This window comes from Thermomonas sp. (genome assembly GCF_035369645.1).
GTDB lineage: Bacteria > Pseudomonadota > Gammaproteobacteria > Xanthomonadales > Xanthomonadaceae > Thermomonas.
Genome location: NZ_DAOOUM010000010.1, coordinates 41237 through 56167 on the forward strand (window position 1 = coordinate 41237; position 14931 = coordinate 56167).

Annotated in this window: 9 protein-coding genes; 4 read left to right on the plus strand and 5 right to left on the minus strand. The window is 59.2% G+C overall.

Going from position 1 to position 14931, the window contains the following annotated elements:
- Positions 1–2: 2 nt before the first annotated feature.
- Entirely contained in the window at positions 3–1811 is a 1809-nt protein-coding gene (locus PK789_RS03395) for a 3-hydroxybutyrate oligomer hydrolase family protein (protein WP_324307025.1), read from the minus strand.
- 109 nt (positions 1812–1920) lie between these two features.
- Between PK789_RS03395 and PK789_RS03400 the strand changes: the two genes are divergently transcribed.
- A complete protein-coding gene (locus PK789_RS03400) occupies positions 1921–2730 on the plus strand; it encodes a 3-hydroxybutyrate dehydrogenase (protein ID WP_324307026.1) in 810 nt (269 codons plus the stop codon).
- 3 nt (positions 2731–2733) lie between these two features.
- On the plus strand, positions 2734–3399 hold the full coding sequence (locus PK789_RS03405; protein ID WP_324307027.1) for a response regulator transcription factor: 666 nt from the start codon (positions 2734–2736) through the stop codon (positions 3397–3399).
- A gap of 325 nt (positions 3400–3724) precedes the next feature.
- On the opposite strand, the gene PK789_RS03410 is transcribed toward PK789_RS03405, so the two are convergent.
- From PK789_RS03410 to PK789_RS03425, 4 genes are all read right to left on the minus strand, one after another.
- Complete coding sequence (locus PK789_RS03410) at positions 3725–7054, minus strand: hybrid sensor histidine kinase/response regulator (RefSeq protein WP_324307028.1); 3330 nt, start codon at positions 7052–7054, stop codon at positions 3725–3727.
- Between the two features lie 153 nt (positions 7055–7207).
- The gene (locus tag PK789_RS03415; RefSeq protein ID WP_324307029.1) at positions 7208–7708 is read right to left on the minus strand and encodes an LGFP repeat-containing protein; all 501 of its coding nucleotides are present in this window, start codon (positions 7706–7708) and stop codon (positions 7208–7210) included.
- A gap of 159 nt (positions 7709–7867) precedes the next feature.
- A complete protein-coding gene (locus PK789_RS03420; RefSeq protein WP_324307030.1) occupies positions 7868–9052 on the minus strand; it encodes an N-acetylmuramoyl-L-alanine amidase in 1185 nt (394 codons plus the stop codon).
- A gap of 648 nt (positions 9053–9700) precedes the next feature.
- Positions 9701–11956 (minus strand): TonB-dependent receptor, encoded by a 2256-nt coding sequence (locus PK789_RS03425; RefSeq protein ID WP_324307031.1) that lies wholly within the window; start codon positions 11954–11956, stop codon positions 9701–9703.
- Between the two features lie 164 nt (positions 11957–12120).
- Between PK789_RS03425 and PK789_RS03430 the strand changes: the two genes are divergently transcribed.
- Positions 12121–13524, plus strand: a complete 1404-nt coding sequence (locus PK789_RS03430; protein ID WP_324307033.1) for a GntP family permease — start codon at positions 12121–12123, stop codon at positions 13522–13524.
- Between the two features lie 42 nt (positions 13525–13566).
- Positions 13567–14850, plus strand: coding sequence for a hypothetical protein (locus tag PK789_RS03435; protein ID WP_223629495.1), 1284 nt, complete (start codon positions 13567–13569; stop codon positions 14848–14850).
- Positions 14851–14931: the final 81 nt, after the last annotated feature.

The following is a 14931-nucleotide window of genomic DNA, read 5'->3' on the forward strand; positions in this document are numbered from 1 at the left end:
TATTACTGTGGCATGGCTAGGTGCTCGGCCGTCAGTGGCTTGCCCATACGCGGCACGGTGTGGATCACCGCATCGGCCGGCAACGCGGCCTTGCCATCTAGGTAAGCATCCACGCGATCGAGTGCGGTGTACATATATGGCAGCAACGGCAGGTAGGCGGCGGCCATCTGCGGCAGGGCGAGGAAGGCATCGAAATGCTGCGCGTTGTCCACTTGCCAATAGCGCACATCACGGCCCGCGTCTTTGGCCATCGCCACATACGGCTGACTGGAAAATGCCTGCGGCACCAAACCATCGCTACGGCCATGGATCACCACCACCGGTAAACCGGCGCGCGGCGCACTGGCGCGGGTTTGCGCGATGCCTTGACGCACCCGTTGCGCAGCGACGCTATCGCCCGTCGACAACGCACGCAGGCATTGCAAACCGGTCAGACCCATATCGGTCAGCGGTTTGGGGTCCACGATCCCCACACCTGCACCCGGCGGAATGCCACTGGCATCGGCCCACCATGCGGCACGTTCGATTGCGGTGCTGGCGCGCAGACTGAGGTCAGCGTTTTGTGCCGAATAGCGATAGCCACAGGGATGTGCGTCGTAAGCGTAGTGGCCATAGGCCGAGGCATAGCCCACCGCCACCGCACGCCACAAATCAAACCCTACCGAGATGCTCCCGGCCCGCAGCGCCGCATCCGTCCAACCTGCGGCGTGCAACTTGGTTAGGGCGTCGCGTTGCTGCGCTTCAAAATTTGCGCCCGCCAATACCCCACGTGCCGCCAATGCCGCGCATTTGGCCTCCAAGCCCGGCATTGCCGGAATGCCCAACTGCGGCAAAGCACATGGCATCAACAACGCGCCTTCGGTGCTGTAGTCATACAGATTGCGGCCGCCGTGGGCATCAGTCCAAATATTGGGCTCACCTGACACCACGGCTGCCAACCATGGTTCGCCATCTTCGGCGGCACGCAAAACAGCACCACCGCCATTGGAAATACCCACCGCAATCACTCGCGTATTGGCAAATGTAAACGGCGCTTGTTGCGGCAATTGCGCGTTCAAGGTTGCCAATGCGTACTGCGCCGCCTGCTTCACATGACGGCCCCAATCGGCCTCGGGATTGTCTTGCGAATGCGCATGCTTGAACGCAACGCCGGTGCCCGTGCCTGGCGTGGGCTTGAATGCCAACGCGGAATCACTGCCAGCCACACGGCCATCCTCGGCGATGCCCTGCCCAGCATCCACATCAAAATAGTCGGTGCCGGTGCCTTTATCGGTATAGACCACCGCGCAGCCGCGCGGTAATGCCCATGCCCCCGCAACGGCAATTGCGCCATAGATGCCGCGTGAACCGGACGAGGGTGCCACCACCACGCAGCGTTTATGGGTATCAAACTGATCTGGCAATTGCAGCAACACCCGATGCGGTTGCTTGGCGCCCGGAAGCGTAGCCAGCGCGCTGAACTCCCGCCCCGGCACCGCAGCCACGCTGCCATACACGCTGCCGTAGCCGCCGCCGGGGGCAAGATCGGCAATGCCGCGCCAATTGCTCCATAACGCGCGCTTGCGGAGTTCCTCCGCGCTGGGATGGGTGGGGTCCGCGAATGTCGGTGGCAGCATCGACTGCAAGCCGGCCAAGCCCAAGCCGCCGGTCAGCAGATCATCGTGATCACGATGGTTTGTGCTGCGAGTTTGGCTGAACATGGCGGCATCCTTGTTGGCAGCAGGCAGACTGGCGCAGCCTGCCAACCAGGCAAGCGCGGTGACAATCGCGCAATGGCGATAAAGGCGATAAAGGCGTCGATGAATAGTCATGGCATGACCTTAGCTTTTCTGCGCCGTGATCGCATCGTACTTTGGTACCAGCCCGCTGCACCGGCTTCCTGCTAGCGTATGTCGTAGGGATTTTTGAAGGAACTGCAAGATGAGTGAGACTTTTCTGGCTGGCCGCACCGCGCTGGTGACCGGCAGCACCTCCGGGATTGGGCTGGCCATTGCCAAGGCGTTTGCCGCCGCCGGTGCCCGCGTGGCGATCAACGGACTGGGCAGCGCCGAACAAATTGCCAGCGCGGTTGCCGAAGTGGATGCGGCCGGCACGGGTGGCAGCCGGCACTTCAATGCCGATTTGCGTGATGTCACTGCCATCGAAACCATGATGGCCGATTTGGCCGCATGGTCGAATGGCGGCGTCGATATTCTGGTCAACAATGCGGGCATTCAACACGCGGTGCCTTTGCATGACATGCCGGTGGCGAAGTGGAACGACATCATCGCCATCAATCTGTCTTCGGCCTTCCACAGCATGCGCCTAGCCATGCCGGCAATGGCTCAGCGCGGGTTTGGCCGCGTCATCAATATCGCCTCGGTGCATGGCTTGGTGGCATCCAAAGACAAAGCGCCTTACGTGGCCAGCAAGTTCGGTATCGTTGGGCTAAGCAAAGTAGCTGCATTGGAATACGCCGCGCAGGGGCATCGTGATTCGGGTGGGGTCACGGTCAATTGCATTTGCCCGGGTTGGGTGGAAACACCGCTGATCGAGCCGCAGATTGAAGCACGCAGGCAGGGCGGTAGCCGCGACGCTGGCGTGCGCGCATTACTGTCTGAAAAACAGCCGAGCTTGCGGATGAGCTTGCCCGCCGAAATCGCCGCGCTGGCGGTGTTTTTGTGTCGCCGTGAAGCGCACAACATCACCGGCACGGCAATGCCGGTGGATGGGGGCTGGACGGCGCAATAAACCATGCCTTCCCTACTCATTGCCGATGACCACCCGCTGTTTCGCGCCGCGCTGAAACAAGCCGCAGGCGATGCCTTGGGTGAGGTGGAATTATTTGAAGCAGGCGATCTGAATGCCGTGCTGCACCTGCTGGATGCGCACGCGCAAATTGATTTGGTGCTGCTGGACCTGCATATGCCGGGCAATCACGGGCTGGCTGGATTGGCTGCGGTGCGCGCGCAATATCCGGGGGTCGCAGTGATTGTGGTGTCGGCCAATGACGACCCGCGTGTGGTGCGGCGGGCACTGGATCACGGTGCCGCCGGCTACTTGCCGAAAAGTGCAGGTTTGGACGAATTGCGTGATGCCATCCGTAGAGTATTAGCCTGCGAAACGTGGTTACCGCAAGCCCTGCGCGCCAGCGTGGCGCGGGCGGCATCATCACCCCACGATGCCAATCTGGCTGCACGCTTGGCCAGCCTGTCGCCACAGCAATTTCGGGTATTGGCACTGGTAGCCGATGGCCTGCTGAACAAACAGATTGCCGACCGCTTGGACGTGCAAGAGCGCACGGTGAAGGCACATTTGACCGCGATCTTCGACCGTTTAGGCGTACGCAACCGTACCCAGGCCGGCGTGGTGCTGCGCGAGTTGGAATTGCGTGACCCTGCGCACCAACTCGAGTCCTGATTGCACTTCGGGCTTGCTTTTTTTGCGGGCAGGGTAATTTTCGATGTGGTCAATTTTTCGCCAACCCTATTGACACGCTTGCTGTGCAACACGCTCCGTAAGTTATCCACATCTTTACCCAAGCGTCATCCACAGGCATTGTGGAAAACCGCATCAGGGCTTGCGCTGCGGCATTTTTCATGAAACCAACGGCGTGGTGAAATTTTCACCACACCCATTGACAGGCGCACCCCACAAGGCGCGCAGTGGGTTATCCACATCGTTATACGAACAATCATCCACAGGGGATGTGGACAACCCATACCAAGCACGTGCGCGGCAGGGCTTATCCCACACCTTGCGCCTTCAGCACACGATCCAGCATCGACTTCAAGGCCAGGGGGCGTAGCGGCTTCATTAGTAAAGGCAGGCCAGCTTCTTGTGCGGCACTGCGCACGGCACCGGTTTGGTCGGCACTGAGAATTAAGCAAGGCACGCTGCCAAAGCGTTCGCGCAGGCGTGCGCGCAGGGAGACGCCATCGTCACCTGTATCGAGGTGGTAATCAAACACCCACAGCGCGCATGCTTGCAGCGCCAATGCCTGCATTGCCTGTTCGCCATCACGCACCGCGACGACCTCACACCCCCAACCACGCAGCACGCCTGCCAAGGCTTGAAGGGCGGCGGCTTCGTTGTCCACGATCAAGACCCGCAAGCCCGCTAAACCCCGCGCCGCCATGGGCGGCGTTTGGGTGGCAACGGCACGTGTCAGCTCGATTGAAAAACAACTGCCACGTTGCAAGTGGCTGTGCAAACGCAAGGGCGCATTCAACAAGCTGGCAATGCGCTGGGCAATCGACAAACCCAAGCCCAGCCCCAACCCGGGGGCACCCTCGCCTCGCCGGAACTCTTCAAAAATTATTTCGCGTTGCTCTGGTGCAATGCCAGAACCTGTGTCATGCACTTCGATACGCAACCCATGCACACTGCGGCGCACTCCCAATAACACGCTGCCGGCGTTGGTGTAACGCAGCGCATTGGCCAAGAAATTCTGCAACACGCGGCGCAGTAACTGCGGATCGCTGTGTACCCATGCACGCGTGGCGACAAAGCGCAAACGCAGGCCGCGCTCGGCGGCCAACACGCGAAATTGCGCCATCAGTGGCTCTAGCACTTCACTCAACGGGAATACCCGTGGCTGTGGCACCAAGCCACCGGCTTCAAGGCGCGACATATCCAGCAAGGTACTGATGAGGTCGGTGGTGGTATCCAGCGCGCTGCCAATGTGTGCGGCCAGTTCGCGTGGCTCGCCTTGGCTGCGCTGTTGCAGAGTGTCGGTGAACAAATGCGCGGCGTGCAGTGGTTGCAACAGATCATGCCCAATCGCCGCAAGAAAGCGACTCTTGGCGTCGTTGGCGTGCTCGGCCTCGCGCTTGGCCGATTCCAGCAGCGCGGTGCGATCTGCCACCCGCAGCTCCAAGGTTTCGTTGCTGCGTTTGAGCTCATGCTCGGTTTGTCGAAACGCGGTGACATCGGTGAAGGTGGCGACAAACCCGCCACCGGGCATGGGGTTGCCACGAATTTCGATGATGCTGCCATCAGGAAACACCCGCTCGGACAAATGCGAGGTGCCCGCACGCATATGCTCCAAGCGTCGCTGCAAGGCATCGTGTTTACGCTCGATGCCGGTTACTTCGCGCAGCGCCCACGCCGAGGCTTCGGCAATCGGCATCCCCACCCGCAGCATCTGTGGTGGAAACCCAAAAATTTCCGCATAGCGCTTATTCCATGCCACCAAATGTAAGTCGGCATCGACCACGCTGATGCCTTGGCTCATGTTTTCCAGTGCGGCCTCCAACACACGCTGATTGAAGCGCAGATCCTCGCTGGCCTCACCCACAATCGTGGCCACGGTGTCCAGGTCAGCACCCGATGCATCGCGGCGTGCGGCATCCAGCAGCAAGCGCGCCGAGGCACTGCCCAAGACGGCGGCCAGCTCGTGTTCCAGGCGCATCTCCTGTACCGCAGGCACCGGGCCGCTGGCAGGTGCGCCGCGTAGCAACTCGTCCACCCGTGCTGCCGGTAAAAAGCGTTGCCCGGCATTGCGTAAGGTGCGCGCATCGCTACCGCGCGCACCCACGTGGCGGGGGCCACTGCGCAGATTAGCCACCAACACGGTGATGGCCGTACCCACAAACAAACTGACCCCAACCGCACGCGCCAACCGGCTCCAACCGGTCAAACCAAACATGGCTTCGGGTGCCAGCCAGGTCTGCCCCAGTGGGCCGGCATGCAACCATGCCGGTTTGGCACCCGCACTGGCCGCCAACAGCGGCACCAGCATCACCCAGCACCATGCCGCAAACCCCGCCAGTACGCCTGCACTTGCGGCATGGGCGGGCGTCTGCGGACGCCACAGTGCAAACGCGAGCGCCGGCATCAAGGTCGCCAATGCCGAGAACGACACCGCACCCACATCGGCCAAGACTGCATTGCCGCTGACCAAGCGGCTATACGCCCAACCCAGCAACATGATGGCCACGATCCCCACCCGCCGCAGCTTGAGCAGGTCGCCGCTGCGATCATTGGCGTTGCCGCGCGCCCATACCCCGCGCAGCAGCCCCGGTGCAAACCAATGGTTGCCGATCATCAAACTCAAGGTCAGCGTACTCACGATCACCATGCCGGTGGCCGCACTCAAACCACCCAGAAACACCAGCAAGGCCATGCCGGAATGGCCCTGCGCCAATGGCAGAGCCAGTGCATACATATCCGACGGCACCCGTGCGCCCAACCATGCCGCACCGGCACGCGCCAGTGGCAAGGTGGGCAGCGCGATCAACAGCAGGTACAGCGGAAACTGCCAACGCGCCGTGTGCACATCATGCTCGTTGCGGCATTCCACGACCCCCACATGAAATTGATGCGGCATCAAAAACATCGCCAATGCACCCAAGATGACCAAGGGCATAAAACCACCGGCTGATGATGCCGTCGGCAACACCGGTACCGCCGGCAGCGTGCGCAAACCCAACCACACGAACACCCCCAGCGCCAACATCACCAGCAACTTGAATAACGACTCAAACGCCAGCGCCAACACCAAGCCGCGGTTATGCTCGGCCGCACTCACCCGGCGGGTACCAAACACCATCGCAAACACCGCCATCGCTAGTGCCACATACAGCGCACCATCGCGCCAAACCGGCGGCGCGCCGTCATCCGCTGCGGCCATGCCCACTGTCAGCGTGGTGAAGCTCATGGTGATCGCCTGCAATTGCAATGCGATGTAAGGAATCAAACCCAGCACGGTCACCAGGGTCACCGTGGCGGCAAGCCAGGCGTCTTTGCCTAAGCGGGTGGCGATGAGGTCAGCCAGCGAGGTGGCATTGGTTTGCCGCGCCAGCCGCACCAGCCGCACCAAAAAAAACACCGCCAGCGTGTAACACAAGATGGCACCAATGAAGGTGGGCGGCAGTGGCCAGCCGTAGCGTGCGGCCTGGGTGACGGTGCCGTAGAACGTCCAGCTGGTGCAATGCACCGCCAGTGACAAAGCATAGATATGCCGCCAATGCTTGGCAAAAGCCGTTGGGTGGCGTTCGGCATACAGGCCCGTGCCAAATAGTACCGCCAACCACAGCAGCGCTGCTGCCACGACCGCGCCGACACTCAGCATTGTGTCGCCCTCAATCGCACACGCGTTGTTGAATCAAGCTTCCCCATGGATACCGAGCATAACGCGACGGCGAGCCGAAGCCCGCCGTCGCGTGGTAACCGATCACGCCGTGTCACTTCGCCGATGTGGTGGTAATCGACACATACTTATAAATTACTGCACCCAAACGCCGCGTTCCGGCGTCCAGTAGAACGTCTTCTTTTCGAAGACCTGCATGCGTCCGTTCGTTCCGTAGGCCTGTTCCTCGCCCTTCGGATAGCCGAACACCAACTCACGACCATTGTTTTCGAAGTAGGTCAAGATTGCGCCATAGACTGCATGTGCATTGGTCGCCGGCGTCCACAGGAACAGGCCCTTCTCGAAGTATTGGTACTGGCCAACCTGACCACTCGTGGGCGACTTCTTGGCCGCCGCCTCATCCATCATCGGGAAGCCCCAACGCGCCTCGTAGCCGCTGGCCCAGAACTGGTCAAGAATCTTGCCGCGTACCGCAAACGCACCGGTGCGCGAATGCCACAAGATGATGCCGCTGGCGAACTGCTGGAAGCGGCCACCGACATGCGAATCCGCTTCCACCAATGACGGATTGCCAACCGTACTGCGCACGCCACCCATGGCATACCATTTCTCGCCGATCTTGCCGTAAGGCAGCACTTCGCAGCGCGGCAGGTCGTAGCCATCGTTGTCACGGGCTTCGTCATTGCCCCAGCGGCTGAGGTAGTAGGCCGATACCCATTGTCCGGACGGGCCGACGTCGAGGTCGGTCTTCAGCCACCAGTGATTGAAGCTGGAACCACTGCCGATCTGGCGACCCTAGGTCTTGCAATAGACATAGCTGGTGCCCTGATAGAGCGTGCCGGTCTGGGTGGTGCTGGTCGGCGAACCATAGCCAGGCGCATTGGCATAGGTATCGACCCAGTAGGTGGAAGGTGCCGGCCCGGACGGCGGTGGCGCACCGCCATTGATCATGCTGTAAAAACTGCTCCACGGGAAATACTTGCCCGGATCGTAGCGGTCGGTGTTGGTGCTGAGCATCCCGTGACCCTTGACGCGGACGCTGTCGGGGACGAGGTGGTAGGTGTCATAGCCGGGCCCTTTCCATGCCGAAGCACAGTTGATACCGCGACGCTGGCAGGCGCTACGGGTAATTGCCGCAGTCGAGTTCAACAGCGCGCCGGTCCAGTTGCCGGGATCGCTGGCATAGCCTTCCTGCTCGATGCCGATGGTGTAGTAGTTGTGATTACGCGCATGCCACGCCTGGTTCTGTTCGCGCACCATCTGGGTAACTTGGCCATCGGACTTGCGCACAAGGTAATGGGCAGATACTTGTGCACTTGGGTTTTGAAACCATGAAATTGCCGATGCATAGCTACCTTCCATCGTATGCAAGATGACGGCACTGGTGCTATTGCCCCCGGAACTGTAGTTGTTGCCGTTGGCAGGGTTCCAGATCGCATTGCTGAAATCGGTTTGCGCAGTGGCACCACGGATGATGCCATTTCGATTTGATGTGTCCGTGGTGATGCGGTCGTTATCGAGATCGATCGTCAATGCTGGCGCACCTAACAACTCAAGGCGTTTCGCAGCAAATGACTTGCTAAGGTCGATCTTACGTGATGGGACGACAACCCCGTTATCACGCACCGCACGATTCATACTGTCGAGCACCGAATAGGCAAAACTCTCGCGCGCATAGGCGCCGATATTGCCGCCCAGCGGGCCGAAGCCGGCATAGCGTTGAAGCAGCTGGGCGTACCAGGTTTCAGCCCCTTCGCGCTGTGCGGCAGGGCTGCCCTGCTGTCGCATGGCCTGATCCAGCAAGGCGGCCGCGGCGAGGATGTTGGTTTGCGGATCGCTCATTACCAACGCGGGCGACTTGCCAATCAGACGAGCACCTTCAGTCACCTGATCGGCAAACCCCTCGCCGTGATACAGGCCCATCACGCCATAGGCCGACGGCATGTGGCGGTCTGCGGCCATTTTTTCATCCGGCTGCACATTTCGCCAACCGGTTTGTACAAACGCAATGGCCTCCAACGTGCCGCCAGGTAATGTGGGGAAACGCTGATATGCCATACGGAACAGCGGCGGTAGTGCTTGCCGTTGTTGAATCAAAGATTTCATCGCAGCGGCTTGCTCGGCCTGTTGTGGCGTGGGTGACGCCTGCCTGGCCAGTGCCGGTTGTATCCCCAACGTTGCAACCAACACCGCCAAACTCAACTTCGTTACCGCAATCCCCGAATTCGAACGCATTCCCAATCTCCCCAAGCGTGATGAATCATCAAAAAAGTGGTGAGCAACGCATGTGGCCCCGTCCCTGCCACAGCCTGCCCATGTCTACATCCACAAGCCGTTGACTGCCTCCTGCCGAGAGACATCGGCCGCAACCGCACGCACCTTGCACTCCCCTTGTCGCGTGGCACAACGCCGCAGAATTTCAGCGTTGTGCAGCCATTCCCTGCGCCAAAATAATTGATATGCATTCCATGCGGGTTGGCATGAATATTTTATTTTGTGATGCTCGTCAAGTTGCAGAGCAACATAAGCTTTCGCCATCGAACATCATCTTTTGTTGGCATGCAAACGCACAACGGCGAGCCGAAGCCCGCCGCTGTGCGGCCTTGCCATTGCAATGAATCGAACGCGTCAGAAGTTGTAGCGCGCCGTCAAACTAATTTGCCGTGGCGCACCATAGAAACCCGTCAACACGCCCAAGGAAGACACCAAGTTGTAACCGGTGGTGCGGTATTCCTTGTTGCCAAGATTGGTGCCAGCCAGCGATAGCGACCATGCATCATTCACCCGCCACGTCACATTGGCATTGATTAGGCCATAGCCGTCTTGGGTAATTGGCGAGGCAACGGCGCCGGTGATGGGGTCTTTCACGATTTCCGTAGTCGCCACGACCTTGGATTGATAGCTATACCCAGCACGCGCGGACAAGTTGCCGCCATTGGCGAGCGGTGTGCGCCACTCAAGATTGATCGCGCCCGAAAAATCTGGAGCATTGGTCATCTTCTGCTGACTGGCGATATTGACGCCTTTGAACATGTATCGATCAAACTTGGCGTCCATCCATGCCAAGTTGCCGGTGATCGCCCAATGCTCGGTTGGCAGCCACTGGTATTCAACTTCGGCCCCGTTGATGGTGGCCGAACCGGCATTGGTGAAGTCCCCAAAGAAGGCGTCATCTTTGCCATCGCCGTTGCTGTCATAGGCGGTGAAGATGGACAACTGAATATCCTTGTACTTGTTATGGAAGGCCGCCACGTTCAAGAACAATGTTTGATCCAGCAAGCCCATCTTGCTGCCAATCTCGAAGCTATCCACTTGTTCGTCCTTGAACGGATCGGCCGAACGCGGCACCGCTGTGGCTTGCGCGCGAATGTTGTAGCCGCCCGACTTGAAGCCACGTGAGAACAGGCCATACAACAGCACGTCATTGCTCACCTGGTAGTCCAATGACACTTTGGGTGAGAAATTCTTGAAGTTGATGGTCTTGTCGAAATTTGCGGATACCGCAGTCTGCTTGGTGAAGGTGCCATCACTGTAGCTACGGTTCAGCACAACCGCATGCTTGTCCTCATCGGTGTAACGGCCACCCACGTCCACCGAAAATTTGTCGGTAACATCGAAGGTCCAGTCGGCATACACGGCAAAGCTATCGGTCATGACCTTGCCTTGGGTGTCGCCAAAGAGCAGGCCAAAGAAATTGTTCAGCACGCGACCACCGGCTTCGCCATTGAACGCATACAAGCCGACAACGCCACGCGAACGTCCACCGCCGTCATAGTTGATTTGCAACTCATGACTAACTTGTTGATCGTTGTAGAACGCCTTCACGTCGGCAATGGGATACGGCGTGGTATCGAAGTCGATATTGGTTTCGGTGTCGGACTCGCGCTTGGCCAACACATACTTGAGGGTCCAGTTGTCATTGGCGCGGTAGTTCATGGTCATCGATGCACCATCAACCCGCGTGTAGTTCACGTTCGGCATGCCATTGCGAACGTCATAACGGCTATCCATCGGCTTGTAGGCCGACAGCCCGGGGAACAGGAAGTTCGCGGTGGCATTGCTGTTGGGTGCCAGCAATCTGGCACCACGCACGCCGGAATCGTCTTTCATCCAGTCCATAGCAAACTGGATGTCAAAATTATCGGTGACATAGGCACCCAACTGCCCACGCACCACCTTGATGTCCTTATTACTGACTTGGTCGCCAGTGCGAATATTTTCACCAAAGCCATCGCGGCTTAGACGTGCTGCAGAAATGCGCCCACGCAGATATTCACTACCGATACTGCCGCCCACACCCACCTTGAAATCACGCTGACCGTAATTGCCCGCAGTCACCGAACCAAATCCACCAAAGTCTTTCGACAAGCCTTTGGTGACATATTTGATCGCGCCGCCAATCGTGTTTTTACCGTACAGCGTGCCCTGCGGGCCACGCAATACTTCCACGCGCTCGACATCCAACACATCCAGCAACGCACCCTGCGGACGCGCCAGATACACATCATCCACATACAAACCGACGCCCGGATCCACACCCCATAATGGGTCCGATTGACCAACGCCACGAATATAAGCGGTGATGGTGGTGTTGGAGCCGCGTGCTGCATAGATCGTCAGGTTGGGCACTTTGCCGCTCAGGTCGGACAAATCCTGCACATTGAGCTTGTCCAGTGTGTCCGCAGTGAATGCGGTCACCGCAACCGGCACTTCTTGCAAGGTTTCTTCGCGTTTGCGCGCGGTGACTTTCACGCTTTCCAGCGTGGTGGTTTTTTTGCTTTCAGGCTTGGTTGCTGCCGTGTCTTGTGCCATCGCTGGCGCGGCCAGCAAAAACGACATCGCCAGTGCACCGTGGACTGCCAGACTCAATTGCTTACGTTTCATCGCCCCTTCCTCCCGGAAATATGCAGAACAAGCGGACGGATGCCGCCATTGCGTTGCACGATAGCCGCCCGGCTGACACGGCGGCATTGGACGTTCGGACAATGGGCCAACCGCGCACATGCACCGACACTGCATGCCCGGAATCCCGCTGCCCGGAGTGGCGCATGTCGTTTTTGATCGTATTGGCTGCGCTATGTTTTTTGATGCTGGTGGCCTATCGCGGCCACAGCGTGATTTTGTTTGCGCCGGTGGCGGCGATGGGGGCGGTGCTGCTGATCGACCCGCAATTAGTCGCACCGATGTTCACCGGCCTGTTCATGGAAAAAATGGTCGGCTTTTTGAAGCTGTACTTCCCGGTGTTTTTGCTGGGTGCGCTGTTTGGAAAAGTCATTGAACTGTCAGGGTTTTCCAAAGCCATCGTGCAGGCCACCATCCGCGTGGTGGGTGCGCAGCGGGCGATGCTGGCGATCGTCGCGGTATGCGCCTTGCTGACCTACGGCGGCGTCTCGCTGTTTGTGGTGGTGTTTGCGGTGTATCCGTTCGCGGCAGAGTTGTTCCGCCAAAGTGACATCCCCAAACGCCTGATCCCAGGCACCATCGCGCTGGGTGCGTTCACCTTCACCATGGATGCGCTGCCGGGCACGCCGCAAATCCAGAACATCATCCCCACCACGTTTTTTGGAACCAACACCTGGGCCGCGCCCACGCTGGGCAGCTTGGGCGGGGTGTTTATCTTGATCGTGGGCATGAGCTACTTGGAGTGGCGCCGGCGCGCCGCGCTCAAGGCTGGCGAAGGCTATGGCGATGCCGCCACATTACGCAACGAACCCGCAGCGTTTGCCAATTGCCAACTGCCCAATCCCGTGTTGGCGATCTTGCCTTTGCTACTGGTGGGCGTGGTCAACAAACTGCTGACGGTGTGGATCCCGCAGCATTACGGCGATAGCGTGCGTTTTGACCCGGCGGTGATCGGCAAGGCTGCGCCGGTGGTGCAGGAAGTCTCCAAACTCACCGCGATCTGGGCGGTAGAAGGCGCGTTGCTGGCCGGCATTGCCTGTGTGCTGCTGTTTGCATGGAAGCCGGTCAAAGCAAGTTTTGCCGAAGGCAGCAAATCCGCGATTTCCGGTGCACTACTGGCGGGCATGAATACCGCATCCGAATACGGCTTTGGTGCAGTTATCGCCGCCCTGCCCGGCTTTTTGGTGGTGGCGCAAGCCTTGGGTTCGATCCCCAACCCCTTGATCAACGAGGCGGTCACCGTCACCGCCTTGGCTGGTATCACCGGCAGCGCATCGGGCGGCATGAGTATTGCGCTGGCGGCGATGGCGGACACCTTCATCGCCAATGCGCATGCCGCAGGCATCCCGATGGAGGTACTGCATCGGGTGGCCGCAATGGCCTCCGGCGGCATGGATACCCTGCCGCACAACGGTGCAGTCATCACCCTGCTCGCGGTCACCGGGCTGAACCATCGCCAATCCTACAAAGATATTTTTGCCGTCACCTGCATCAAGACGCTGGCGGTGTTTGTGGTCATTGCGGCCTATTACATGTTCGGGCTGGTGTGACGGGCTTGTCAGACAGGTGGATTGCCACGCACCATGCGTGGCATGAATGACATCGAAAACCCGCACACACTGTCACGCCGCACCACGCCGACGTGGGAAGTTGAATTACTGATTTCCGGTATTGCGGTGTTTGCCATGCTGCAATTGCCAGGCTGGCTGGATGACCGGTTTTTCGCGCTGCGCCCGCGGTTTGATTCCGACTGGCGAACGGTGCTGCAGCTGGTGTACATCTACGCCAGAAGTGCGGCGCTGATCCTGGCCTTGACCTTCGTCCTGCATCTGCTGCTGCGTGCGCGCTGGATTGCCTTGGTGGGCATGCATTCGGTGTATCCCGATGGCATTCGCTGGGACAAACTACGCATTGGCCCGATTGCACGCGCGATGGAGCAAGCGCGTGAAATATCATTCCCTGACATCATCGAAAACGCCGATAACCGCGCCACCATCTTGTTTGCAGTCGGAGTCACTCAAGCGATGTTTGTGGTGGTGATCTCAATCGCCGCGATCAGCATACTTGGGTTGTCCATGATAATTGCCGCACTGAGCGGCGGCCGACTAGATCCAAGCAGTATTCTGGTCGTGCTCATGGGGCTCTGGGTGGTGCCGTCGGCAGTAGCGGCAATGATTGACCATAAGTACGGTAGTGCATTAACGCCAAATAGCCGTTGGTACCGGCTATTGCAGCGCATGTTCGGAGTCTATGCGAGGCTTGGTTTTCGCCGCAGCAACAACCCGGTGATGGCGTTGCTGAGCAGCCACAGCAGCGACCGCAAAGTACTCACTGCCACTATGCTGCTGATGTTCCTTGCACTTGGGGTGACAATATTCAGTGGGACACTGCAGCGTGAGCCATCCTTGCTTGGCAATTACGCACTGTTTCCTGCCGGACGCGATGTGCGGGCCCTCGATAGTGCCCACTACGATGACCAGCGCAACCCTGCGCGGGATGATGCCGTGCCCTATGTGCAGTCCGCGATCATCAAGGATGCCTACGCACAGTTGGTGGTGCCGTTCCAACCCAATCGCGATACTTCCGCGATGCAGCGGCGTTGCCCGCAGACCCGGGCACAGTCTGCACAAACACGGCTGACCTGCTTGTCCGCACTGCACACGGTTACGCTGGACGGCAAGCCACTGCCTGAACTGCGCTATGAAATTTCCAGCGATCCACGCACCGACCGCCCCGCCCTGCTGGCGATGATCGATGTGCGCACACTCGCTAACGGGCGGCATGAATTACATGTAACGCGCCCTCCGCGCAGCGGAAGCTCCGCGAAGGACATCTCACAAGATCCCGGTTTCGATGTGATTGCATTCTGGCGCTGACCTGACCGCCAGCAACTTCTAAACTAACGCGGTGAACACCCCGCAGCGCAAGATCATCCACGTCGACATGGACGCGTTTTA

Excerpts from the sequence above, each read along its gene's own strand:
- PK789_RS03395 (WP_324307025.1), bottom strand. The coding sequence starts at position 1,811 with ATGACTATTCATCGACGCCTTTATCGCCTTTATCGCCATTGCGCGATT.
- PK789_RS03400 (WP_324307026.1), top strand. The coding sequence starts at position 1,921 with ATGAGTGAGACTTTTCTGGCTGGCCGCACCGCGCTGGTGACCGGCAGC.
- PK789_RS03405 (WP_324307027.1), top strand. The coding sequence starts at position 2,734 with ATGCCTTCCCTACTCATTGCCGATGACCACCCGCTGTTTCGCGCCGCG.
- PK789_RS03410 (WP_324307028.1), bottom strand. The coding sequence starts at position 7,054 with ATGCTGAGTGTCGGCGCGGTCGTGGCAGCAGCGCTGCTGTGGTTGGCG.
- PK789_RS03425 (WP_324307031.1), bottom strand. The coding sequence starts at position 11,956 with ATGAAACGTAAGCAATTGAGTCTGGCAGTCCACGGTGCACTGGCGATG.
- PK789_RS03430 (WP_324307033.1), top strand. The coding sequence starts at position 12,121 with ATGTCGTTTTTGATCGTATTGGCTGCGCTATGTTTTTTGATGCTGGTG.
- PK789_RS03435 (WP_223629495.1), top strand. The coding sequence starts at position 13,567 with ATGAATGACATCGAAAACCCGCACACACTGTCACGCCGCACCACGCCG.